The following is a 22,337-nucleotide window of genomic DNA, read 5'->3' on the forward strand; positions in this document are numbered from 1 at the left end:
CTCAGGCGTACGAGAAGACGACCTCGACCTCGACGGGGGCATCCAGCGGCAGCACCGGAACGCCGACCGCGGAGCGGGCGTGCTTGCCTGCCTCGCCGAAGATGTCGCCGAGCACCTCGCTGGCGCCGTTGATGACGCCGGGCTGGCCGGTGAACTCGGGGACGGATGCCACGAACCCGGTGACCTTCACCACGCCGGTGAGCCGGTCGACGCCGCCGACCGCCGCGGCGGCCGCGGCGATCGCGTTCAGGGCGCTCTGCCGTGCATAGTCCTTGGCGTCGACCGCCGGCACGAGGCCGTGGCCTTCACCGACCTTCCCGGTCGCCGGCAGCGCGCCCGAGATCATCGGCAGCTGGCCGGCGGTGTAGACGAGGTCGCCGTATGCCTTCGCCGGCACGTAGGCCGCGACGGGCGGCACGACGTCGGGAAGGTCGATGCCCAGCTCGGCGAGGCGGTCGCTCACGCTCATGCTCACGACCCCTCGAACTGCCGGGCGGCCTGGGCCGCGGCATCCAGTCCGGCATTCTGCTGGCCGCCGCCCGAGGGCCGCTTGAAGTAGGCGACGAGGCCGCCCTCGGGGCCGGGCACGACCTGGACGAGCTCCCAGCCCTGCTTGCCCCAGTTGTTGAGGATCGCGGCGGTGTTGTGGATCAGAAGGGGCGTGGTGAGGTATTCCCACGTCGTCATCGCGACTCCTCGGTCAGGGAAAGTGACGGCTGGTGAAGGCTGGGAAACATCTTCGCGGGCGCACGTCCGTCAGGGAATCGCCCAGGTATGTCCCCTACGATCAAGCCTATGCCTGATACCAAACGCACGGCCACCGGTGTGCTCGGCGGACTCGCCGGCCTCGTCGGTCTCAGTGCCGCAGCCGGTGTCCTCATCGCCGCCACGGTCACCCCCGCGGTCGCCATCACGAGCACCGCGGCCGAGCGCGCGATCACGATGTTCGACAATCTCCCGAGCGTGCTCGAGCTCGACAAGCTCATGCTCCCGAGCAACTTCTACTACACCGACCCCAACACGGGCGAGCCGGTGCTGATGACGCAGTTCCTCGAGCAGGACCGCACCCCCGTCGCGTTCGATCAGATCTCCCCGGTGATGTACGACGCGCTCCTCTCCAGTGAGGACCCCCGCTACTACCAGCACGGCGGCATCGACCTCATCGGCACGACGCGCGCCCTCCTCTCCAACGCGCAGGGCGGCGGCGAGACCCAGGGCGGGTCGTCGATCAGCCAGCAGTACGTCAAGAACGTGCTCATCCAGAAGTGCGAGCAGAACGCCGAGACGGAGTACGAGACCGACGAGGCCGGCGAGATCATCGTCGACGAGAACGGCGCGCCGAAGGTCAAGACGAGCCGTGACGACGCGCTGCGCAACTGCTGGGTCGAGGCCACGACCGCCGAAGGCACCGAGGGGTACACCCGCAAGCTGCAGGAGATGCGCTACGCCATCGCGCTGGAGCAGAAGTACTCGAAGAACGACATCCTGCTCGGCTACATGAACATCGCCAACTTCGGCGGCATCACGTACGGCATCGAGGCCGCCGCCCGCTACTACTTCAGCACGAACGCCGCGAGCCTGACGGTCGCACAGGCGGCGACCCTCGCCGGCATGGTGCAGAACCCCAACAACTACCGCATCGACCGCCCCGGCGGCTCCATCTTCGGCTCGGACGGCGCGACCTTCAACAAGGCGCCCGACGGCGTCATCGACGAGGGCGCGAACCTCTCCGCGCTCGACGGTCTGGTCGCCTCGGGCGACATCACCGAGGAGCAGAAGCTGGCGGCCGCTGACGGCTACACCTCCACTAAGGTGCGCCAGCTGTACGTGCTCGACCGCATGCTCGAGGACGGCAAGATCACCCGCGAGCAGTTCGTCGAGGCTGCGGTGTGGCCGATCACCCCGACCATCAACCCGCCGAAGACCGGCTGCGCCGCCGCCGGCCGCGCCGCCTACTTCTGCCAGTACGTCAAGTACGTGATCCTCAACGACCCCGCCTTCGGCGAGTCGACCGAGGACCGGCAGGAGACCCTGCAGCGCGGTGGGCTGAACGTCTACACGACGCTCGACCCGCGCATCCAGACGCCGGCCGAGGATGCCATCGCGACGTACGCTCCGACCTCCATCGAGATGCCGATCTCGCCCGACATCGGGGTCCCGGGCCGGTTCGGCTCGACCACGGTGAGCGTGGAGGCCACGACCGGGCGCATCCTCGCCATGGCGCAGAACACGTCCTTCAGCGAGGATGCGGCCGTCTCGGCCGACCCGAACTTCTCGTCGCTGGTCTTCGCCGGCGACAAGCAGTTCGGCAACTCGACCGGGTTCAACGCCGGATCGACGTTCAAGCTGTTCACGCTCCTCGACTGGCTCGAGAAGGGCAAGTCTGTCAACGAGCGCCTCAACGGCACGCTGCACGTCTTCAAGAAGATGACGAACTCGTGCGACGGCGACTGGTACAACGAGGGCAACACGCTGGTGAACAACTTCGGCAAGAACCGGGGGTACTACGGGACCCCGATGCGGTTCACTGCGGATTCGCTCAACACCGGCTACTTCGCCATGGCCGAGAAGCTCGACCTCTGCGACATCGAAAAGGTCGCCACCAAGATGGGCGTCACCCAGGCGAACGGCACGGAGGTGCAGATGACCAACCTGTCGTCTGTCATCGGCACGGCCGCGGTCTCGCCGCTGGCGATGGCCGAGGCGTACGCCACGGTCGCCAACAACGGCGTCTACTGCCAGCCCCAGGTGATCGACCGCGTGACGGACTCGGACGGCAACGAGCTGCCCAAGCCCGAGCGCGCGTGCAGCCAGGTGCTCGATCCCCGGGTCGCCGCGACCGCCGCGTACGCGCTGCAGGGCGTCATGAACGGTGGTACGGGTGCGCAGGGCAACCCGCGCGACGGCGTGCCGCTCATCGGCAAGACCGGTACCCACGAGTCCATCCAGTCGTGGCTCATCACCTCCAGCACCAAGGTCGCGACCGCCACGTGGGCGGGCAACATCGAGGGCGGCGGCGACATCTTCAAGACCTGGTACAACGACCGGCGGCTGTCCGACATCCGCTACTCGATCGCCCGCTGGGTGCAGGGCGCCGCCAACGCCGCGTACGGCGGTGACCGGTTCGCGAGCCCCGATGCCGAGCTCACGAAGCAGGTGCTGACGGACCTGCCCGACGTGGTCGGCAGGTCGATCGACGAGGCGACCGCGATCCTGGAGAACGCCGGCTTCGGTGTGGTCGTCGGCGATCCGGTGGATTCGGACCAGCCCGAAGGCGTCGTGGCCGGGCAGAACCCCGGTGCCGGCCGAGTGGCGGCAGGCACGGTGGTCACGATCAGCCCGAGCAACGGTCAAGGCATCGCGGTGCCCGATGTGTCGGGTCGCACGCTGGAGGACGCCAAGCGCGCGCTGCGCAGCGCCGGATTCGGCAACGTCAGCGACGGCACCTGCACGCAGGACGCCTCCCTGGGCAATCAGTCGCGCACCGGCGGGACCAACCCCGCCGCGGGCACCGTCGTCAACCGCAATGCCGGCATCACGGTCGATTACAGCGCGGCCGACTGCGGCGGCGGCGGCGGAGGCCGCGGCAACAACGGCAACGGCGACGACTAGTGCCGTCGTCTCCGGCTCGCACCGCCCTCACCGTGCTCGGCACGGTGGGGGCGGTCGCCGCGGGTGCCGCGGTGTGGGGCATCGGCATCGAACGCCACCTGTTCACCGTGCGGTTCCATGAGCTCGCCGTGCTTCCGGCCGGCGCCCGCCCGATGCGGGTGCTCCACGTCTCGGACGCGCACATGGCTCCGTGGCAACGACGCAAGCAGCGGTGGATGGCTGCGCTCGCCGAGCTGCAGCCGGACCTCGTCGTCAACACCGGCGACAACATGGGCCACCCCGACGGGCTGCGGGGGCTGCGCACCGCGTTCGACCCCCTGCGCGGCATCCCGGGCGTCTTCGTCCACGGATCCAACGACCACGCGGCGCCCTCTCCACGCAACCCGCTCCGGTACTTCACCGGGCCCTCGAAGGTCACCCACACGGCCGAGCCGCTCGACACCGACGCGCTGGACGGCTACCTCGCCGACGAGCTGGGCTGGCTGAATCTCAACAACGCCGGCGGGACGCTGGATGCCGGAGACCTGCGCATCGCCGCGTTCGGCGTCAGCGACGCCCACCGCGGGTGGGACGATCTCGAGGTGCTCCCCGGCCTGGTCTCGCAGCTGCGCGCGGACGGCTCCGCGGATCTCACCATCGGCGTGACGCATGCACCCTATCGGCGCGTGCTCGACGACTTCGTCGACCTCGGAGCGGACGCGATCTTCGCAGGGCACACCCACGGCGGACAGGTTCGGGTGCCGGGCTTCGGGGCGCTCGTGGCCAACTGCGACATCCCGCTCCGGCAGGCCCGCGGCCTGAGCGAGTGGACCCATGCCGGCCGGACGGCGCCGCTGAACGTCAGCGCCGGCATCGGACACTCGATCTACGCCCCCGTGCGCTTCGCGTGCCGCCCGGAGGCGTCCCTGCTGACCCTCCTCCCCCGCCCCTGACGGCGGCCGGCCGGCGCTCGACGGCGCTCGCCGTCTCGCGGCACGCGCCTCCTCCCCAGGCCGCACCTGACGCCCCGCTGTCCACCGGTGCTGCCGTCCGTGATCCCGCGCGGCCGCGCGGGCGCCAGGCTCGGGACGTGCTGACGAGAACCGCCCCACGCCGCCCACCGCTTTACGATCCGCGTCCGCCCCGGCCGCCCTTGATCGTGAGGCTGCTGCGTGCGCGTCGTCGCGGCCTTCCGCCCGCCGTCTCGGCGCTCGCCCTGACCATCGCGATCGTGGTCCATCTGCTGGTGGCCCTGCTGGCTCCCCAGCCTGCGCACGCCGCATCGCAGGGCAGCGGCTTCGGCAGCTGGGCGCCGATCTCGCGTTACGGCTGGCACGGCTCGATGCTCGTCGACGGTGTGCACACGTACTGCATCACGCCCGGCGCTCCGGCCCCGACCGGGTCCACCACGGACCTCGGGCTCAGCACGACAGCCGCCGGACTCACGCCCCAGCAGCTCGCCGGCATCAACTTCCTCGTCACCACGTACGGTCAGACCGACGACCCCGTCACCGCGGCCGCCGTCGGCTGGGCGGTCAAGGCGATCGCCGACTGGGACGAGACGCTCCACGCCTTCGGATATCCCGGCGATTCGCTGGCCGGTGCGATCCATTGGACGCTCTCGGCGCTCGCTCCGCAGCACAGCGCGGCGGTGCAGGCGCTCGCCGTGGCCTACTACGACGAGGCCCGCGCCGTGGCCGCGCCGACGACCGCGACCGGGACGATGGTCTTCACCACCGATCCGGGCGATGCCCTGGCCGGCAGCGTGCGCGTCGACGCGACGGTCACGTCCGCCACCGGCTCGCTGTCGCTCGTGAACGCGGTGTTCGCAGACACCGGCGCCGCGACCCGCGACGGGGCCGTCCCCGGCGTCGACTACGCGATCGCGGCCGCCCCTCCCGCGGAGGGTCGCCCCTTCAGCGTCAGCGGCACGGGCCGGTTCACCGCGGGGCTCGTCGCCGCCGTGCGGCATTTCACGACGCCGGGCGGTCAGGACACCGCGGGGCCGGCAGGCGAGGTGTCTTTCGAGGTCAGCGGTGCGGATGCCGCGCCGCGCGCTCTCCCCTTCGCGCCCACCATCACGACCCAGGTGGTCAGCCGCTACGTGCCGGGCGGGCGGTTCGTAGACGACGTGACGTTCCACGCCGAGGAGGGAACATGGCCCCGCGGCGAGGACGGCTCGTACCTGCCCGTGACCGCCGAGGCCGCGGTGTACCGCACCGACACGGAGCCGGTGACGGGGGACGCCCCGCCGGATGCCGAGCCGGTGGCCACGCTCGCGCTGACCAGCGACCCCGCGACAGGACCCACCGCGGCGTACCGGGTGACCTCGGACGAAGAGATGACGGAGGCAGGCTTCTACACCGCTGTCTGGAGCATCTCCGGCGCGCAGCAGACGGAGGAGGTCGCCGAGCGCACCGGCGTGGGCTACCGCTGGAGCGAGGAGTTCGGCGAGCGCAGCCAGATCACCATGGTCCCGGCGATCACGACCACCGCGCTGCCGCTCGCTGCGCCGGGCGATCGCCTCAGCGACACCGTGCACGTCGCGCATCCTCTACCGGCCGACGGGCTGCGCATCACGTCCGCGGTCTATCGCGCGGTCGAGGGCACTCCGGCCGCGGAGACGTGCACCGAGGAGAACCTGGTCTGGCGCAGCGACGAGATCCTGGTGACGGCGACGGGCGGCCACACGGTGACCTCGCCGCCCGTGGATGAGGCCGGAACGTACTACTGGCAGGAGCAGGCGCTCGATGCGGCCGGGCAGATCGTCCACCTCGGGGTGTGCGGCGTCGAGAACGAGACGACGCGCGTCGTCGCGCCATCGCCGACGCCGACGCGGACGGCGACGCCCGCGGCGAACGCCCCGCAGCTTCCGGCGACGGCCGCCGACCCCGACACGCTCCGCGTGCCGACCGCGATCGCGGTGATGCTCCTGTCGGCGGGCGCCGCCGTCGTGGCATCCCGCCGCCCCCGCCGCCCCTGGTTCGGAGCACGGCTCGACATCGGTTAGACTCGGAGGGTTGCAAAACGGGGTGTGGCGCAGCTTGGTAGCGCGCTTCGTTCGGGACGAAGAGGCCGCAGGTTCAAATCCTGTCACCCCGACCACTGAGAGGCTCCGCCGGAAGGCGGGGCCTCTCGCGCGAAAGGACGGACTCGTGACAGACAGCGCCTCGCCCCGCCTCGTCGCCTTCGATCTGGACGACACCCTCGCACCGAGCAAGAGCCGCATCGACCCGCGCATCGGCGACCTGCTCGTGGCGCTCGCCGAGCGCGTCGACGTCGCGATCATCTCCGGCGGTCAGCTCGCGCAGTTCACCAGCCAGGTGGTCGACAGGCTGCCCGACGCGACCGCCGATGCGCGGGGCCGCATGCACCTGCTGCCGACGTGCGGTACCCAGTACTACCGGCTGTCCGACGACGGCGTCGTGACCGTGTACAAGCGCTCGCTGACGGACGACCAGAAGGCCCGCGCCCTCGCCGCCGTGGAGAGCGAGGCCCGCCGCCTGGGCCTCTGGGAGTCCGACACCTGGGGCGACATCCTCGAGGACCGCGGTTCGCAGATCACCTTCTCCGCCCTCGGCCAGGAGGCTCCCGTCGCCGAGAAGATGGCGTGGGACCCGACCGGTGAGAAGAAGAACGCGCTGCGCGCGGCCGTCGCGGCGCTCCTCCCCGACCTCGAGGTGCGCTCCGGCGGCTCCACCTCGGTCGACATCACCGAGCGGGGCATCGACAAGGCCTACGGCATGCGCCGACTGTCGGAGCAGACCGGCATCGCGCTCGACGACATGCTCTTCGTCGGCGACCGCCTCGATCCCGACGGCAACGACTACCCGGTGCTGGCGATGGGGGTCCGGTGCCATGCCGTGGACGGCTGGGAGGACACGGCCGACTACCTCGAAGAGCTCATCCCCACGCTTCCGGTGCGCGTCTGAGGCGCCACCGCACACGACGAGAAGGGGTGCCCGCCGTTCCCGGCGGGCACCCCTTCGTCTCGTGACGTCAGGCCTTGGGGCGTGACGCCGAGGCCTTCGCGGGACGGGATGCCGCGGCATCCGCCTTGCCGTTGGCCGTGCTCTTCGGAGCGCGTGCGGACGCGCCCGACGCGACGCGCACGCGAGGCGCCCCGCCGCCCACGGCCTCGGCCGGGGCGCCGGCGAGGGGCATGAGGCGCGTGAGCTGGGTCACGTGCCGCGGCTCGAGCTCCGCGAGCGTCGACACGCCCAGCAGCTTCATGGTGCGCTCGATCTCGCTGCGCAGGATCGCGATGGTCCGGTCCACGCCTTCGCGTCCGCCGGCCATCAGCCCGTAGAGGTACGCGCGGCCGATGAGGGTGAACTTGGCGCCGAGCGCGACCGACGCGACGATGTCGGCGCCGTTCATGATGCCGGTGTCGATCATGACCGTGGCGTCCTTGCCCACTTCGCGCACGACCTCGGGCAGCAGCCGGAAGGGGATCGGCGCGCGGTCGAGCTGGCGGCCGCCGTGGTTGGACAGGATGATGCCGTCCACCCCGGCGTCGATGAGGCGCTTGGAGTCGTCCACGTTCTGGACACCCTTGACCACGATCTTGCCGGGCCAGATGTCGCGGATGACAGCGAGATCGTCGTAGCTGATCGTCGGGTCCATCGCCGAGTTGAGCAGCTCGCCGACAGTCCCTCCGGTGGTCGACAGCGACGCGAACTCGAGCTTCGGCGTGGTGAGGAAGTCGTACCACCACCACGGCCGCGGGATCGCGTTGATGATCGTGCCCAGCGTGAGCTGGGGCGGGATCGAGAAGCCGTTGCGCTTGTCGCGCAGGCGGGCGCCGGCGACGGGCGTGTCGACCGTGAACTGCAGCGTGTCGAAGCCGGCCGCGGCCGCGCGGCGCGCGAGCCCGTACGAGATCTCCCGATCGCGCATGACGTAGAGCTGGAACCAGTTGCGTCCGTTCGGGTTCGCCTTCTTGACGTCCTCGATCGAGGTCGTGCCGAGCGTCGAGAGCGTGAACGGGATGCCGGCGGCGCCGGCCGCACTCGCCCCCGCGGTCTCGCCCTCGGTCTGCATGAGGCGCGTGAAGCCCGTCGGCGCGATGCCGAAGGGAAGGGCGGACGGGCCGCCGAGGATCTCCGTCGACATGTCGACGTTCTCGGCGGGGCGGAGGATGTCGGGGTGGAACTCGACGTCCTGGAACGCCTGCCGCGCGCGGGTGAGGGAGAGCTCGCCCTCCGCCGCACCGTCGGTGTAGTCGAACGCGGCCTTGGGCGTGCGACGCTTGGCGATCGTGCGCAGGTCGTCGATCGTGAGCGCGGCGTCCAGCCGGCGCTTCTTGGCGTTGAGCTCGGGCTTCTTGAACTGCATGAGCTCGAGCAGCTCGGCGGGGCGCGGAAGCTGACGGGTGACCATGGGGGTCCCTTTCGGTTTCTCTGTGGGGCTCAGTCGTTGGCGCGGGCGAGGCCCGCCTGTGCGTAGTAGCCGGTGATGTGGTCGTGGACGAGGGCGCGGGCGCGGGCACCGTCGCCCGCATCGACGGCCTCGAGGATCGCCCGATGCTCGGCGCGCAGACGGGCGACGGCGGCATCCCAGTCGGGGATCCTCGCCGCCCCGGCCTGCACGTAGGACTCGATCGCCGTGCGCAGACCCGCCATCATCGCGACGATGACGACGTTGCCCGACGCCTCGGCCAGCGCCAGGTGCAGCTGCGCGTCGAGGGCGAGGAACTCGGGGGGCGTGAGGTCGGCGGCCTCCATCGCATCGACGATCGTGCGGCCCTGGGCCGTTGAACGCTCCGGGTCGGCCGCGAGCGTCTCGACGACCGCCGACTCCAGGGCGAGGCGGGTGGCGACGACGTCGTCCAGCGGAAAGCCCTGAGCGGCGACCTGCAGGCGCAGCAGCGCCGACATCCCGCCCTGGGGTGTCGCGATGATGATGGCGCCGGATGTCGGGCCGGAGCCGGTGCCGGTGCGGATGAGGCCCATGACCTCCAGCACCCGCAGCGCCTCGCGCACGCTCGATCGGCCGACGCCGAGGGTCGTGGCGAGCTCCCGCTCTGGAGGGAGGCGATCCCCCGGCCGCAGGGCGCCGTCGAGCAGGTCCGCCTCGATCTTCTCGAGCACCACGCGCCAGGCGCGCGCGGGGGCGATCGCAGCCTGCGGTGTGGGAGTGCCTGCCACGGGTCTCCTCGTCGATGTCGGCCCTCCCCGTTGAAGGGCGCGGTGTGGTCAGACCACGATAACTTGTGGTCGGACCACAGACAACCCGTGTGCCGGCGGATGTCGCGGCCGGAGGCGCCGTGGGCGCTACCCTGACGACATGGATCCCCTCGTCCTGGTCCTCATCGTCGCGGGCATCGCCGCCGCGTTCTGCTGGATCACCTCGCTCATCACCCACGAGACGTCGTGGATCGACCGACTGTGGTCCATCGTCCCGGTCGTCTACGTGTGGATCTTCGCCGGCGCCGCGCTGACGTCCGGCGTCGACGCCACACGCCTCATCGTCATGGCCGTGCTCGTGACGGCCTGGGGCGTGCGTCTCACCTTCAACTTCGCCCGCAAGGGCGGCTACACCGGCATGGAGGACTATCGCTGGGCCGTCCTGCGCAGCCGCATGACATCCTGGCAGTTCCAGCTGTTCAACCTCCTCTTCATCGTGCTCGCGCAGAGCGCCCTGCTGGTGCTCATCACGCTTCCCGCGTACGTCGCGTGGCAGCATCCCGTCCCCTTCACGGGATGGGACGCGGCGTTCGCGGTCCTGTTCGCCGGCTTCCTCGCGGGCGAGACGGTGGCCGACCAGCAGCAGTGGGAGTTCCACCGCGCGAAGAGGCAGGCGGGCGGCACACTCGGACCTGGCTTCCTGTCGACCGGACTCTTCGCCTACAGCCGCCATCCGAACTTCTTCTTCGAGCAGGCGCAGTGGTGGGTGTTCTACGCGCTCGGAGCTGCCGCCCTCGTGGCCGACGGCGGCAGCTGGCTGAACGGCACGATCGCCGGCGCCGTGGGCCTCACCATCCTGTTCATCGGCTCCACGATCTTCACCGAGTCGATCTCCGCCTCGAAGTATCCGGCGTACCGCGACTACCAGCGCAGCACGTCGATGCTCGTCCCGCTCCCCCGCCGGCGGCGCCGCGCGGCCGAGCCCGCGTGAGCGGCCCTTCGCCTACTGCAGGCGGCCGCCCGACGCGCGCAGGTAGTCCTCGGCGCACAGCGACTCGTACGTGACGCGCTCGGCGGTGAGCTCGTCGATCGCGACCTGGTCGCCGTCGAAGACGAATCGTCCGCCGACGAGCCGGGCGTTGAAGAGCGCCTTGCGGCCGCATCGGCAGATCGTCTTGAGCTCTTCGAGACTGTGGGCGAGCTCCAGCAGGCGGGCCGAGCCGGGGAACGCCTGCGTCTGGAAGTCGGTGCGGATCCCGTAGGCGAGCACGGGCACGCCGTCCATCACCACGATCCGCAGCAGATCGTCCACCTGCGTCCTGGTGAGGAACTGCGCCTCATCGATGAGGAGGCACGCGACGTCGACCTCGTGCTCGTCCGACTCCGGCACGAGGGCGGATGCGGCATCCCGCTTCACCCGCGCGCGATGCTCGGCGAACAGCGTGCGCAGATCGGCGTCGGGGGCGATCAGGAAGTCCACCGTGCGCTTGACGCCGAGCCGGCTGTCGATCTGGTCGGCGCCCTTCGTGTCGATCGCCGGCTTCGCCAGCAGCACGTGCTGTCCCCGCTCCTCGTAGTTGTACGCGGCCTGCAGAAGGGACGTCGACTTGCCGGAGTTCATCGCCCCGTAGCGGAAGTACAGCTTTGCCACGGATCGAGCGTAGTCGGTGTCGTCACCGCGCTCCGGGCTCAGCGGCCGCCGAAGCCTCCGCCGCCGCCCCCGCCGCCGGAGAAGCCGCCGCCCGACGAGCCGCCGGATGACGACCAGCTCGAGCCCGACGAGGAGCTCGAGGAGGACCCCGGTCGCGAGACGGGGGTCGCAGCCAGGCGGCCGATCGACGAGGACGCGTCAGCGAGCGAGCGGGAGGTCACCGCGTCGAAGAGCGCCAGGTCCGTCGCCGTCTCGGTCCCCGCCGCCGCGCGGATCACCCGCACCCACTCCCGCTCCATGCCGAACAGCACCGCGTAGGGCAGCAGCCGCTCGTACAGGTTGACCACGTCGGCCCCGCGCCCGCCGGGCGCTTCCCCGTACGGGCGGCGCCCGGACGACACGAGGTCCGCCGTCCGCGGCGACTGCGCGGCGCGCAGGCGGTCCTCCTCGGCGAGGGCGAGGTACTCGCGGATGCCGTCGAGGTAGGTCCGGTGCATCCCTCCGGCGACGGTCAGGGTCGACGTCGGCAGCGACACGAAGGGAAGGCCGATGAACGCGAAGAAGGCGCTCCCGAGGGCCGCGAAGTAGAGCATGTCACCGAGCGTCCCGAGGGGCCCGAGCACCACGAAGGCGCCGTCCGCGAAGAAGATCAGAAGGAGCGCGAGAGGCATCCCCGTCGTCTGGATGAAGCCGCGCGTCCGTCCGATCCAGGCCGGCAGCTTGCTGCGGTAGCCCCGTTGGACGGTGAACTCGTCGATCCGCCGCACGTACGTGACCGCGCGCGGCGGCGGCTTGGCGGCGAACGCTCCGAGGTCGACGTCGGCGCCGGATTCGGCCTTGCGCCCGAACAGGGTGTCGACGATCCTCCGCTCGTCCGCGTCCAGGCCGGCGGTCTCGCGCAGCACCACCTCGAAGTCGTCGGCGTCCTGCCGGTCGCCGCTGGCGCGCAGCTCCACGGCATCCTTGACGGCGAGGTCGACCACGTGCGCGGCCAGCGCACGCTGGGGCACATCCAGCACGCCCGCCGACAGCGTGAGCGACTCGTCGGCAGGCGGCGCGTACTGCACGATCACCGGCGACCGGTCGGGGTTGCGGCGCGCCGCCGCCTTGACCACGAGCAGGAAGGCGAGGCCGCCGACGCCCGAGAGCAGGGCGAGCAGCGGGAGGATCCACAGCCACCACGGGTACGGCGGAGGTGGCGGAGGGCTGGGCGCGGCGAACGTGCCGCGCTCGAAGCCGATCGCCACAGTGACGTTCTCGTCGGGTCCGAGCCCCTCGTCGGCGGCGCGGAACGCGACGGTGCTGGTCGCCGACGAGCCCGACGCCATGGCCCACCACGAGACCTCCTCCGGCAGCGCCTCCGGGGCGTCCGTCCGCTCGATGTCGCACTGCTCGCTGGAGCCCGCCGGCCCGGTGTAGCAGAACACGCGCCCGTCGATGACGGCGGTCGCGGCATCCGTCGCCACATGCACGTCGGCGTGGACGACATCGAACGGCTGGGCGTGGTCGGTGCCCACGGTGTCCCAATAGAACTCGTCGGCCGCGGTGTCCTCGTACCGCAGCACGACGTCGCTCATCTCGTAGGTGATGACGTACGTCTGCGCGCCGTGGACGTACGACTCGTCGCCGGTGAGGACGTAGATCCAATCGCCGTCCCGCTCGGTCCACCACGGGATCGCGACGCCGTCCTCGCCCGTGACGCCGAGCACGACGGTGCCCAGCGGAATGCCGCTGTCGACGACCGGCAGCGCGCGCACCATGCCCTTGTTCTGGTCGAACTCGGGGAACCGGGCGACGATCGTCTCGGTCGTGAGCAGCCGGCTGCGATCTCCGGTGCCCCGGACGAGCCAGTAGTCCGCGTCGAACGAGTCGAACGAGAAGTCGTCGACGGATGCCGCCGCCAGCGCGCCGATCACCGGCGGTCGCTCGGGGCCGCGCGCGGAGAAGGCGGCGGGCGCGCGCTCACCCGTCGCGAGCGCCACAGCCCCCGCCACGAGCACCGCGACGATGGACGCCGCGGCGATCCCCCAGCCGCGCCGTGCGCGTCCTGACACCGGCATGCCCCCACCCTAGGGGTCGGGCACCCCGCGCTCACAGGATCGCAGGGACCACCGCCTCATCGGCGGATCACGCGGTGAGGGCCAGCGTCTCCGCCGTCTCGCCGAGGAGCTCGCGCGCGGTCTCAGGGCGCGCGTTGAGGGTCTCGCCATAGCTCGGGATGAGCTCGCGCAGACGCGGCTCCCACGCCTGGATGCGGTCGGGGAAGCACGTCTTCATCAGGCCCAGCATGATCGACACCGCGGTCGAGGCTCCCGGCGAGGCGCCGAGCAGGCCCGCGATGGTGCCGTCGGCGCCGGTGACGACCTCGGTGCCGAACTGCAGGATGCCGCCCTTCTCGGGATCCTTCTTCATGACCTGCGCGCGCTGCCCGGCCTGCAGCAGCTCCCAGTCCTCATCCTTCGCCGTCGGCATGAAGACACGCAGGCTGTCGACCTTCTTCTTGTGGTTCTTCAGCAGCTCGCCGACGAGATACGAGATGAGGCTGGGGTTGTCCCACGCGACTTTGAGCATCGGTCCCAGGTTGCCCGGACGCACTTGGCCGACGATGTCGAACCAGGAGCCGTTCTTGAGGAACTTGGGGCTGAACGTCGCGAACGGCCCGAACAGCAGGGATGCCTCACCGTCGACGACCCGCGTGTCGAGGTGCGGCACCGACATGGGCGGCGCGCCGACCGACGCCTGCGAGTACACCTTCGCCTTGTGCTGCGACACGATGGCGGGGTTGGTGGTCTTCAGCCACTGACCGCCGATGGGGAACACGCCGTACCCCGAGATCTCGGGGATGCCGGAGCGCTGCAGCAGCTTGAGGGCCCAGCCGCCGGCGCCGACGAAGACGAACTTCGCGCGGATCTCACCGGGCGTGCGTCCGATCGTGCGCCGGTACTTCACGCGCCAGGTGCCGTCGGGAAGACGCTTGAGGCTGCGCACCTCGGTGTTGGTGCGGACGTCGGCGCCGTTCTCGGCGAGGCGGTCGACGAGCTGGCGGGTGAGGGCGCCGAAGTCGACGTCGGTGCCGGCGGGCACGCGGGTCGCGGCGAAGGGCTCGCCCTTCCGGCGCTTCTGCATGAGCAGCGGCGCCCACGTGTTGATGACGCGGGAGTCCTCGCTGTACTCGATGCCGGCGAAGAGCGGCTCATCCTTCAGCGCCTCGTAGCGCTTCTTTAGGTACGCGACATCCTTCTCGCCGCGCACGAACGTCATGTGCGGCGTGGAGTTGATGAACGTCGACGGCGCATCGAGCACGCCCTCGTCGACGAGCGAAGACCAGAGCTGGCGGCTCTGCTGGAACTGCTCGTTGATCGAGATGGCCTTCGCCGGGTCGACCGAGCCGTCCTTGCCCTCGGGCATGTAGTTGAGCTCGCAGAGTGCGGCGTGACCCGTGCCGGCGTTGTTCCACGCGTTCGAACTCTCCATGGCGACGTCGCTGAGCCGCTCGAACAGGGCGATCTTGAGGTCGGGCTGGACCTCCTGCAGCAGGGTGCCGAGGGTCGCGCTCATGATCCCGCCGCCGATCAGCAGGACATCGACCGTGCCGGTGGGGAGGTCGCTGTCGTCGGGGCTGGGCAGGGCGTCGGAGGGCGTTTCGGTCACCAGACGATTCTAGTTCGCCCCGAAAGCGGCCCTGACCGGGGACGGCGGCGCCACCGGAAAATCCGCGCGTTCTTGCCCCGGCGGCAAGCGCGGAGGGTGCCGGCGCTCGGCGTCAGACGCTCGCGCCGAGGTTCGCGGCGACGAGCTCGGCGATCTGCACCGCGTTGAGTGCCGCGCCCTTGCGCAGGTTGTCGTTGGAGATGAAGAGGACGAGCCCCTTGCCCTCCGGCGCGGACTGGTCGGCGCGGATGCGGCCGACGTAGCTGGGGTCGGTACCGGCGGCCTGCAGCGGCGTGGGGACCTCCTCGAGCTTCACGCCGGGTGCGCTCGCGAGCAGCTCGCGCGCACGCTCGGGGGTGATCTCGCGGGCGAACTCGACGTTGATGCTGAGCGAGTGGCCGGTGAAGACCGGGACGCGCACGCACGTTCCGGCGACCCGCAGGTCGGGCAGCTCGAGGATCTTGCGGCTCTCGTTGCGCAGCTTCTTCTCTTCGTCGGTCTCGTTGAGGCCGTCCTCGACGAGGCTGCCGGCGAACGGGATGACGTCGAAGGCGATCGGGGCGATGTACTTCTCCGGCTGGGGGAAGTCCAGCGCGGACCCGTCGCGCGCCAGCCGCTCGACGCCGCCCTGCGCCAGCACGCCCTCGACCTGGCCGAGCAGCTCCTGCACGCCCGCGACGCCGGAGCCGCTCACGGCCTGGTAGGTGCTGACGATCAGCCGCTCGAGTCCCGCCTCGGCGTCGAGCACCTTCAGCACCGGCATCGCGGCCATGGTGGTGCAGTTGGGGTTGGCGATGATGCCCTTGCGCGCCTCGGCGATCGCGTGCGGGTTGACCTCGCTCACGACGAGCGGCACGTCGGGGTCCATGCGCCAGGCGCTGGAGTTGTCGATGACGACGGCGCCCGCCTCGGCGAAGCGGGGCGCGTGCGCGCGGCTGCCGGTCGCTCCGGCCGAGAAGAGGGCGATGTCGATGCCGCCGAGCTCGGCCGTGGCGACATCCTCGACGGTCACGGCCTGGCCGCGGAACACCACGTCCGATCCGGCCGAGCGGGCCGTAGCGAACGCCCGGAGCTCGCGCACCGCGAACCCTCGCTCCTCGAGAATGTCGATCATCGCGCCGCCGACCTGGCCGGTGGCGCCGACGACGGCGACGGAGAGTCCTGAATCGGAGATGCGGGTCATGGGTGGTTCCTCAGCGTGGGCACAAGCGTGGAGCGGACGCGCGGACACCGTCGGACGCGCGGGATGCGCCCGATTCTACCTTTCGCAGCCCTGAGCCCGGGCCGCGGTTACGCGCGGCGGTACTCGTTCATCACGACGCCGGACGCGAAGCTGCGCGAGCGCTCCAGCACGAACGACGACGGCGCATACCCGCCGGCGAACAGCGGAAGGCCGTCGCCGAAGACGATGGGGTTCACTTTGAGGACGAGACGGTCGATGTGCTCCCGCAGCTCCGTGGCGAGCACTCCCCCGCCGCAGAGCCAGATATCGGCGGCCTGCTGCGCCTTCAGCTCGGCGACGACGGCACGCGGGTCCTCGGCGGTGATCCGCACACCGGCGCCGACGTCCGCCGAGGTGCGTGTTCGCGAGAACACGATCTGCTCGAGGTGGGGGTACGGGCTGTCGGTGAACTCCAGCCCTGCGGCGAACGTGTTCCAGCCCATCAGCACGGTCGAGAATCGCCCGCGCGGCGCGCTCATGCCCCGCGCGTCGTACATCGCACCGGGGACGGTGTCAGCCCACTCTGCGTTGATGACGTCGATGTGGTCGCCCTCGACGGGAAAGGCGTCGAAAGCCCCGCGCGGCGACGCGATCCGTCCATCGAGGCTGACGGCGGCGTAGTAGACGAGATCGCGCATGTGGATCCTTTCACGACATGTGTAGTGGATGCCAGACTACGACATCTGTCGTGGATTCGCTACGCTGATCCCGTGGCACGTAACGAGGAGCGACGGCGCCTGCTGGCGGATGCCGGAATCTCCGTGCTGGCGGCGGAGGGCATGCGAGGGCTCACCCATCGGGCGGTCGACGCCCGGGCCGGCGTGCCGACGGGAACGGCGTCGAACTACTTCCGCAGCCGGAACCTGCTGATCTCAGCGCTCGTGGAGCGGATCGGCGAGCGGTTGGCGCCCGACCCGGCCGTGCACGCCAGATGGCAGGACCGCCCCGCCGACCGCGCACTGTTCGCCGACTACACACGCGACATCGTGCGCCGGCTGACGTCGGAGCGGGAGGTGACGCTCGCACTCTTCACCCTCCGCCTGGAGGCTGCGCGTTCCCAGGAGATCGCCGACGCGCTGGGGGCGTGGATGCGCGCCGGCTTCGCCGCCGACGTCGCGTTCAACGAGTCCGCAGGGCTGCCCGGCGGCGCGTTCGAGATCGCCCTCTTCCACTACGCGATCGAGGGACTGATCCTCGATCGGCTGACCGTGTCCATCGACGCGGACACTCCGACCGACGACATCGTCGAAGCGCTCGTCGAGGGTCTGCTCACCGACGGTCGCGACGTCTCGGCGGGCTGACGCCGGAGCGGGGGGATGCCGCGGGTCGCGGCATCCGTCATCCTCTGCCGCTCGCGTCAGCGACCGGTGCCGGCGTAGACCGTCGCCTCGACGTCGCCGTCCAGGTCGTACGCGGTGTGCACAACCCGCGCCGCTTCGGCGAGGTCGTCGCCTCGGACCACGACCGAGATGCGGATCTCGGAGGTCGAGATCATCTCGATGTTGATGCCGGCGACGCTCAGGGCCTCGAAGAGGGTCGCCGAGACGCCGGAGTGCGTGCGCATGCCGGCGCCGACGACCGACAGCTTGCCGATCTGGTCGTCGTGCACGAGGTTCTCGAAGCCGATCTCGGCCTGGTCGCCGGCGAGCGCCTTGAGCGCGATGGCGGCGTCGGTCTTGGGGAGCGTGAACGAGATGTCGGTGCGCCCGGTGGCGGCCGCCGACACGTTCTGCACGATCATGTCGACGTTGGCGCCGGACTTCGCGACGACCTTGAAGATCTCGGCCGCCTTGCCGGGAACGTCGGGGACGCCGATGATCGTGATCTTGGCCTGGCCGAGGTCGGTGGCGACTCCGGCGACGATGGGTTCTTCCATCTCTTCTCCCTCTCCGGCGTCGGGGATGCTCATCCCCGGGCCGAGCACGTAGGTCCCCACGCCCGAGCTGAACGTGGAGCGGGCGTGGATCAGCACGCCGTGGCGGCGGGCGTACTCGACAGCGCGGATGTACAGCACCTTCGCGCCGTTCGCGGCGAGCTCGAGCATCTCCTCGGCGGAGACCGCGCCGAGCTTGCGGGCCTTCGGCACGACGCGGGGGTCGGCGGTGAAGATGCCGTCCACATCGCTGTAGATCTCGCACACGTCGGCCTCGAGCGCCGCGGCGAGCGCGACGGCGGTGGTGTCGGAGCCGCCGCGACCGAGGGTCGTGATGTCGCGGGTGTCGCGGTTGAAGCCCTGGAATCCCGCGACGATGACGATGGCGCCCTCTTCGAGCGCCTCGCGCAGGCGGATCGGGGTGACGTCGACGATCCGCGCGGATCCGTGGTCGGCCGTCGTGATCATGCCGGCCTGGCTGCCGGTGAACGAGCGGGCCTCGAAGCCCATCGAGTGGATGGCCATCGCCAGCAGCGCCATCGAGATGCGCTCACCGCTGGACAGCAGCATGTCCAACTCGCGGGGCGCCGGGATCGGCGCGACCTGGCCGGCGAGGTCGAGGAGCTCGTCGGTCGTGTCGCCCATGGCGCTGACGGCGACGACGACGTCATGACCGGCGCGGCGGGTGTCGACGATGCGCTTCGCGACGCGCTTGATGCTCTCGGCGTCGGCGACCGACGATCCGCCGTACTTCTGGACGATGAGCGCCACGATGAGTCTCCACGCGTGTCTCGAGGGGCGGGCGGGAACGGATGCCGCACCCGACGTTCCATCTTACGGACGCGCCCATGCGCGCCCGGTCATGTGACGGGCCCGCGGCGTCCGCCGGCTCACCGCAGCACAGAATCGGAGAGCTGCGGCGACACGCGGCGCGGGGCGCGCGAGGATCGGCGTGTCGCTGAAAGGTTCCGATTCTGTGCGCCGCGTGGCGGCGCCGCCGCGCGCTAGCATCCGTGCCATGGAGCAGATCGAGGCCTGGTCGGAGTTCAACGTCGCCATGGTGGGCGCGACGGCCGCCCTCGCGGGCCTGGTGATCGTGGCGGCGAGCGTGAACATCGCCGAGATCATCAAGGAGGCCTCGCTCACCGCCCGCCTCGCCGCCGGGATCGCGGGGCTCGTCCTGGCGCTGGCCGGCTCGGCCATCGGGCTCATCCCGGGCATCGGCCCGCAGGGCTACGGCATCGCGATGTGTCTGCTGGCGGTCGGCGCGGCCGCGTTCGCCGTACAGGCTGCGCGACGGATCTTCGAGAACCGGCATCCGCGGAACCGGCTCCGGGCAGGCAAGGCAGCGGTGGGCTTCATCGCACCGCTGGCGTATCTCGTGGGCGGCGCGCTGCTCGCGGCCGGCCAGGGCCACGGGCTGCTGTGGTTCGCCGTCGGCTCGATCGTCGGCATCATGGCCGCGCTGATGGTGTCGTGGATCGTGCTTGTGGAAGTCCTGCGCTGAGCCCGAAGGACCCGATCGCCCGTCACGGCGACGGGATGGGCGGGAACTCCGCCTCGGCCCGCGGCGCTCGCAGCCGCCCTCCCGTGGCGGCGAGCCAGCAGCCCACGATGACCAGGGGGAAGCCGACGAGCAGCCCGGCGGTGAGCGGCTCGCTCAGGACTATCGTGCCGAGCACGATCGCGACGACCGGGTTCACGTACGTGAACAGCGGCGCCCGCACCGGGCCGACGCGCGCGATCAGCGCGAAGAAGGCGATGAAGGCCACGGCTGTGCAGAGCACCGCGAGCAGGACGAGCGACACCGTGCTCTCGACCGTCGGGACCTGATGCTGCGTGAGGAACGCGATGGGGGTGTAGAAGATGCCCACCGCGAGCAGCGCGAGCGTGATCGTGCCGAGCGCAGGCACATCGCGGAGCTTCGTGGCGATGACGAACGGCGCGATGGCGTAGAGCAGAGCCACGAGCAGCACCTCGCCGACGGCGAGGAGTCCGCCTCCGCCCTCGACGGCCAGGCCGGGCCCCGCGACGATGACGAACACGCCGACGAACCCGACGACGAGACCGATCGCCCGGGCGGGGCTCAGCACCGAGCGGTCGCCGCCGCCGAAGGCGATGAGCGCGGCGAACAGCGGCACGGTGGCGACGAGGAGGCCGGTGAGCCCGGAGGGAAGGGTCTGCTCGGCGTGGCCGAGGAGCAGGAACGGGCCCGCCATCTCGATGGCGCCGAACACGAGCACCCAGCCGATCTTCGAGAACGCCGGGCGCAGCGCCTTCTGCTTCAGCGCGAACGGCAGCAGCAGCAGCGCACCGAGCAGCGTGCGGCCCGCCACGACCGCCGCCGGCGAGTACGACTCGACCGCGATGCTGATGAACAGGTACGGGATGCCCCACAGCACCGCCATCGCGGCGAAGAGCAGCCACGCACGCATGTCGAAGCGCTGCGAGGAGTACATGGGGTCCTTCCGTCTCAGATGCCGGCATCCGCGCGGCATCGGACCGTCGTCGACCAAGACTGGACCGACACCGCCGCGCCCGCGAGGCGGACGACCGCCAATATACGGCGGACTTCCGACATCGCGGCTAGACCGAGCGGCGCCCTTCGAACGCCCGCCCGAGGGTGACCTCGTCGGCGTACTCGAGGTCGCCGCCGACGGGGAGCCCGGAGGCGAGACGGGTGACGGCGATCTCGAGGGTGTGCAGCAGACGGCTCAGGTATGTGGCGGTCGCCTCGCCCTCGAGGTTGGGGTTGGTGGCGAGGATGACCTCCTGCACGGTGCCGTCGGCGAGGCGCTGCATGAGCTGCGTGATGCGCAGATCGTCCGGGCCGATGCCGGCGATCGGGCTGATGGCCCCGCCGAGCACGTGGTACAGGCCGCGGAACTCCCTCGTGCGCTCGATGGCGGCGACGTCCTTCGCGTCCTCCACGACGCAGATCAGGGTGTGATTGCGCCGTGGGTCGCGACAGATCGAGCAGCGCTCCTGCTCCGTGACGTTGCCGCACACCTCGCAGAAGCGCACCTTCTCGCGGACTTCGCTGAGCAGCTCGGCGAGGTGGGAGACGTCGAAGTTCGGGGTCTGCAGGATGTGGAAGGCGATGCGCTGCGCGGACTTCGGGCCGATGCCGGGAAGGCGGCCGAACTCGTCGATCAGATCCTGGACGATGCCGTCGTACATGCCTAGCTGAACCTCGTGGGCGGCTCGTAGGGCTCTTCGCGCACGAATCGGGCGCCGAGCACCTGACGGACGACGGCCTCGCCGTACCGCTGCACGCCGCCGTTGCGCGTCCTCACAGAGGGCACCAGCGGCGGCGCCACCGTGGGGGGCACGGGGACGTCGGCGATCGCCGCGCTCTCATCATCGACGTCGTCATCGTCGTCGTCGCGCTCGATCGACGGTGCGACCTCGGAGGGCGGCAGGACCTCGCCCTCGCGCGCGGGCGCGAGCGTCGCGATGCGGACGGGCGCCGCGCCGGCGTCCTCCGGCTCGTCGTCGACGGCGAACTGGCTGGGCATGGCGGCGGGACCGGGGTCGGGCGGGGGCGCGTCGTCGTCGGACGGGATCGGCGCGACGGCCCACTCGGTGACCGGGGCGGCAGCCGCAGGGGCGCCATAGGAGCCGGTGCCCGTCGCCGAGCGCGGCGCGGCGGGCGCGGACGCCCTGGGTGCGGGGCCTGCGGCGTCGCGGGATGGTCCGCTCGCCTGGGACCGCGGCGCGGGAGCCGCCGACGCGGAAGGTGCCGGGCCGGGGTGGCGGGCCGCCGCGGGTGCCGTCTGCGGCGATGCGCCGGTCGGCCGTGCCGGTCGGTCGGGCGCGGGCGCTCGACCCTCGCCTGACGCTCCTGCCGGATCCGGTGCGGCCGGGCCGCCGGTGGCGGCGGGACCACCGGGGGCCGCCGGCCCGCCGGAGCCACCGCCGGCGTCGTGCCGCGCGATGTACTTCACCCGGATGCCGAGCTCGGCGAGGATCGCCTGGCGGAGGTCCTCGCTCGGGCCCTTGCCGGCGGCGAGGTGCTTGAACTTCACGACGTCCGTCTGGCTCCCGAAGCCGAGCGTGAGGACGTCATCGTCCAGCCCGAGGAGCCGTGCGCCGGAGGCGAGCATCCACGAGGACCTGCTGACGTCCTCCAGGCGACCGAGCACCTGCGGCCAGGCGTCCTTCATGCGCTCCAGGGTCACCGGTCCGGCCGGGACCGGCGCCGGCGCGGCGGCGGGGACC

General features: G+C 71.0%; 19 protein-coding genes, 1 tRNA gene and 1 pseudogene. 8 read left to right on the top strand and 13 right to left on the bottom strand.

All coding sequences use genetic code 11. From position 1 onward, the window contains the following. Nucleotide 1: 1 nt before the first annotated feature. Together ACFRAL_RS09390 and ACFRAL_RS09395 are read right to left on the bottom strand one after the other, a co-directional pair. Nucleotides 2-469 carry a RidA family protein gene (locus ACFRAL_RS09390; RefSeq protein WP_336396740.1) on the bottom strand — a complete coding sequence of 156 codons (468 nt, stop codon included), beginning with the start codon at nt 467-469 and terminating at the stop codon, nt 2-4. A gap of 2 nt (nt 470-471) precedes the next feature. Next, entirely contained in the window at nt 472-687 is a 216-nt protein-coding gene (locus ACFRAL_RS09395; RefSeq protein ID WP_336396741.1) for a hypothetical protein, read from the bottom strand. A 108-nt stretch (nt 688-795) separates the two neighbouring features. Here ACFRAL_RS09395 and ACFRAL_RS09400 point away from each other — a divergent pair, with 108 nt between their 5' ends. The 5 genes from ACFRAL_RS09400 (at nt 796) to ACFRAL_RS09420 (ending at nt 7,523) form a co-directional block, all read left to right on the top strand. Next, nucleotides 796-3,612, top strand: coding sequence for a transglycosylase domain-containing protein (locus ACFRAL_RS09400; RefSeq protein ID WP_378882081.1), 2,817 nt, complete (start codon nt 796-798; stop codon nt 3,610-3,612). Further along, on the top strand, nt 3,612-4,544 hold the full coding sequence (locus ACFRAL_RS09405) for a metallophosphoesterase (RefSeq protein ID WP_378882083.1): 933 nt from the start codon (nt 3,612-3,614) through the stop codon (nt 4,542-4,544). The genes ACFRAL_RS09400 and ACFRAL_RS09405 overlap by 1 nt, the downstream gene beginning before the upstream one ends. A 206-nt stretch (nt 4,545-4,750) precedes the next feature. Next, nucleotides 4,751-6,601 carry a hypothetical protein gene (locus ACFRAL_RS09410; protein WP_378882085.1) on the top strand — a complete coding sequence of 617 codons (1,851 nt, stop codon included), beginning with the start codon at nt 4,751-4,753 and terminating at the stop codon, nt 6,599-6,601. 18 nt (nt 6,602-6,619) lie between these two features. Continuing rightward, nucleotides 6,620-6,696 (top strand) — tRNA-Pro (locus ACFRAL_RS09415). 50 nt (nt 6,697-6,746) lie between these two features. Beyond that, on the top strand, nt 6,747-7,523 hold the full coding sequence (locus ACFRAL_RS09420) for an HAD-IIB family hydrolase (RefSeq protein ID WP_378882088.1): 777 nt from the start codon (nt 6,747-6,749) through the stop codon (nt 7,521-7,523). A gap of 67 nt (nt 7,524-7,590) precedes the next feature. On the opposite strand, the gene ACFRAL_RS09425 is transcribed toward ACFRAL_RS09420, so the two are convergent. Continuing rightward, nucleotides 7,591-8,973, bottom strand: coding sequence for an alpha-hydroxy acid oxidase (locus ACFRAL_RS09425; RefSeq protein ID WP_336396746.1), 1,383 nt, complete (start codon nt 8,971-8,973; stop codon nt 7,591-7,593). Between the two features lie 29 nt (nt 8,974-9,002). Next, nucleotides 9,003-9,740 (bottom strand): FadR/GntR family transcriptional regulator, encoded by a 738-nt coding sequence (locus ACFRAL_RS09430; protein ID WP_378882091.1) that lies wholly within the window; start codon nt 9,738-9,740, stop codon nt 9,003-9,005. Nucleotides 9,741-9,879: 139 nt separating this feature from the next. Here ACFRAL_RS09430 and ACFRAL_RS09435 point away from each other — a divergent pair, with 139 nt between their 5' ends. Next, nucleotides 9,880-10,710 (top strand): DUF1295 domain-containing protein, encoded by an 831-nt coding sequence (locus ACFRAL_RS09435; protein ID WP_378882093.1) that lies wholly within the window; start codon nt 9,880-9,882, stop codon nt 10,708-10,710. A gap of 12 nt (nt 10,711-10,722) precedes the next feature. Here the strand turns inward: ACFRAL_RS09435 and ACFRAL_RS09440 are convergent, their stop codons facing one another. The 5 genes from ACFRAL_RS09440 to ACFRAL_RS09460 form a co-directional block, all read right to left on the bottom strand. Beyond that, nucleotides 10,723-11,370, bottom strand: a complete 648-nt coding sequence (locus tag ACFRAL_RS09440) for a thymidine kinase (RefSeq protein WP_336396749.1) — start codon at nt 11,368-11,370, stop codon at nt 10,723-10,725. Nucleotides 11,371-11,408: 38 nt separating this feature from the next. After that, on the bottom strand, nt 11,409-13,430 hold the full coding sequence (locus ACFRAL_RS09445) for a DUF2207 domain-containing protein (RefSeq protein ID WP_378882097.1): 2,022 nt from the start codon (nt 13,428-13,430) through the stop codon (nt 11,409-11,411). Between the two features lie 67 nt (nt 13,431-13,497). Beyond that, nucleotides 13,498-14,997 carry a malate:quinone oxidoreductase gene (locus ACFRAL_RS09450; RefSeq protein WP_336396774.1) on the bottom strand — a complete coding sequence of 500 codons (1,500 nt, stop codon included), beginning with the start codon at nt 14,995-14,997 and terminating at the stop codon, nt 13,498-13,500. Between the two features lie 136 nt (nt 14,998-15,133). Further along, on the bottom strand, nt 15,134-16,204 hold the full coding sequence (locus ACFRAL_RS09455) for an aspartate-semialdehyde dehydrogenase (protein ID WP_378882100.1): 1,071 nt from the start codon (nt 16,202-16,204) through the stop codon (nt 15,134-15,136). A 107-nt stretch (nt 16,205-16,311) separates the two neighbouring features. Beyond that, entirely contained in the window at nt 16,312-16,881 is a 570-nt protein-coding gene (locus ACFRAL_RS09460; protein WP_378882103.1) for a dihydrofolate reductase family protein, read from the bottom strand. 72 nt (nt 16,882-16,953) lie between these two features. Between ACFRAL_RS09460 and ACFRAL_RS09465 the strand changes: the two genes are divergently transcribed. Beyond that, complete coding sequence (locus ACFRAL_RS09465; protein ID WP_336396753.1) at nt 16,954-17,544, top strand: TetR/AcrR family transcriptional regulator; 591 nt, start codon at nt 16,954-16,956, stop codon at nt 17,542-17,544. Nucleotides 17,545-17,600: 56 nt separating this feature from the next. Here the strand turns inward: ACFRAL_RS09465 and ACFRAL_RS09470 are convergent, their stop codons facing one another. After that, entirely contained in the window at nt 17,601-18,887 is a 1,287-nt protein-coding gene (locus ACFRAL_RS09470; RefSeq protein ID WP_336396754.1) for an aspartate kinase, read from the bottom strand. A gap of 247 nt (nt 18,888-19,134) precedes the next feature. Between ACFRAL_RS09470 and ACFRAL_RS09475 the strand changes: the two genes are divergently transcribed. Further along, on the top strand, nt 19,135-19,623 hold the full coding sequence (locus tag ACFRAL_RS09475) for a hypothetical protein (protein WP_378882108.1): 489 nt from the start codon (nt 19,135-19,137) through the stop codon (nt 19,621-19,623). A 22-nt stretch (nt 19,624-19,645) separates the two neighbouring features. Here the strand turns inward: ACFRAL_RS09475 and ACFRAL_RS09480 are convergent, their stop codons facing one another. The 3 genes and pseudogenes from ACFRAL_RS09480 to ACFRAL_RS09490 all read right to left on the bottom strand — a co-directional run. Next, entirely contained in the window at nt 19,646-20,575 is a 930-nt protein-coding gene (locus tag ACFRAL_RS09480; protein ID WP_336396756.1) for a DMT family transporter, read from the bottom strand. 127 nt (nt 20,576-20,702) lie between these two features. Next, complete coding sequence (recR, locus tag ACFRAL_RS09485) at nt 20,703-21,296, bottom strand: recombination mediator RecR (RefSeq protein ID WP_336396757.1); 594 nt, start codon at nt 21,294-21,296, stop codon at nt 20,703-20,705. Between the two features lie 2 nt (nt 21,297-21,298). Continuing rightward, nucleotides 21,299-22,337, bottom strand: a pseudogene (locus ACFRAL_RS09490) (DNA polymerase III subunit gamma and tau); the annotation flags it as partial.

The sequence above is a fragment of the Microbacterium sp. NPDC056736 genome (assembly GCF_042790415.1).
GTDB lineage: Bacteria > Actinomycetota > Actinomycetes > Actinomycetales > Microbacteriaceae > Microbacterium.

What these genes read in the sequence shown, in the direction of transcription:
- ACFRAL_RS09400 (WP_378882081.1), top strand. Translation starts at nt 796, where the DNA reads ATGCCTGATACCAAACGCACGGCCACCGGTGTGCTCGGCGGACTCGCC.
- ACFRAL_RS09455 (WP_378882100.1), bottom strand. Translation starts at nt 16,204, where the DNA reads ATGACCCGCATCTCCGATTCAGGACTCTCCGTCGCCGTCGTCGGCGCC.
- ACFRAL_RS09475 (WP_378882108.1), top strand. Translation starts at nt 19,135, where the DNA reads ATGGAGCAGATCGAGGCCTGGTCGGAGTTCAACGTCGCCATGGTGGGC.
- ACFRAL_RS09425 (WP_336396746.1), bottom strand. Translation starts at nt 8,973, where the DNA reads ATGGTCACCCGTCAGCTTCCGCGCCCCGCCGAGCTGCTCGAGCTCATG.
- recR (WP_336396757.1), bottom strand. Translation starts at nt 21,296, where the DNA reads ATGTACGACGGCATCGTCCAGGATCTGATCGACGAGTTCGGCCGCCTT.
- ACFRAL_RS09435 (WP_378882093.1), top strand. Translation starts at nt 9,880, where the DNA reads ATGGATCCCCTCGTCCTGGTCCTCATCGTCGCGGGCATCGCCGCCGCG.
- ACFRAL_RS09390 (WP_336396740.1), bottom strand. Translation starts at nt 469, where the DNA reads ATGAGCGTGAGCGACCGCCTCGCCGAGCTGGGCATCGACCTTCCCGAC.
- ACFRAL_RS09480 (WP_336396756.1), bottom strand. Translation starts at nt 20,575, where the DNA reads ATGTACTCCTCGCAGCGCTTCGACATGCGTGCGTGGCTGCTCTTCGCC.
- ACFRAL_RS09460 (WP_378882103.1), bottom strand. Translation starts at nt 16,881, where the DNA reads ATGCGCGATCTCGTCTACTACGCCGCCGTCAGCCTCGATGGACGGATC.
- ACFRAL_RS09395 (WP_336396741.1), bottom strand. Translation starts at nt 687, where the DNA reads ATGACGACGTGGGAATACCTCACCACGCCCCTTCTGATCCACAACACC.
- ACFRAL_RS09445 (WP_378882097.1), bottom strand. Translation starts at nt 13,430, where the DNA reads ATGCCGGTGTCAGGACGCGCACGGCGCGGCTGGGGGATCGCCGCGGCG.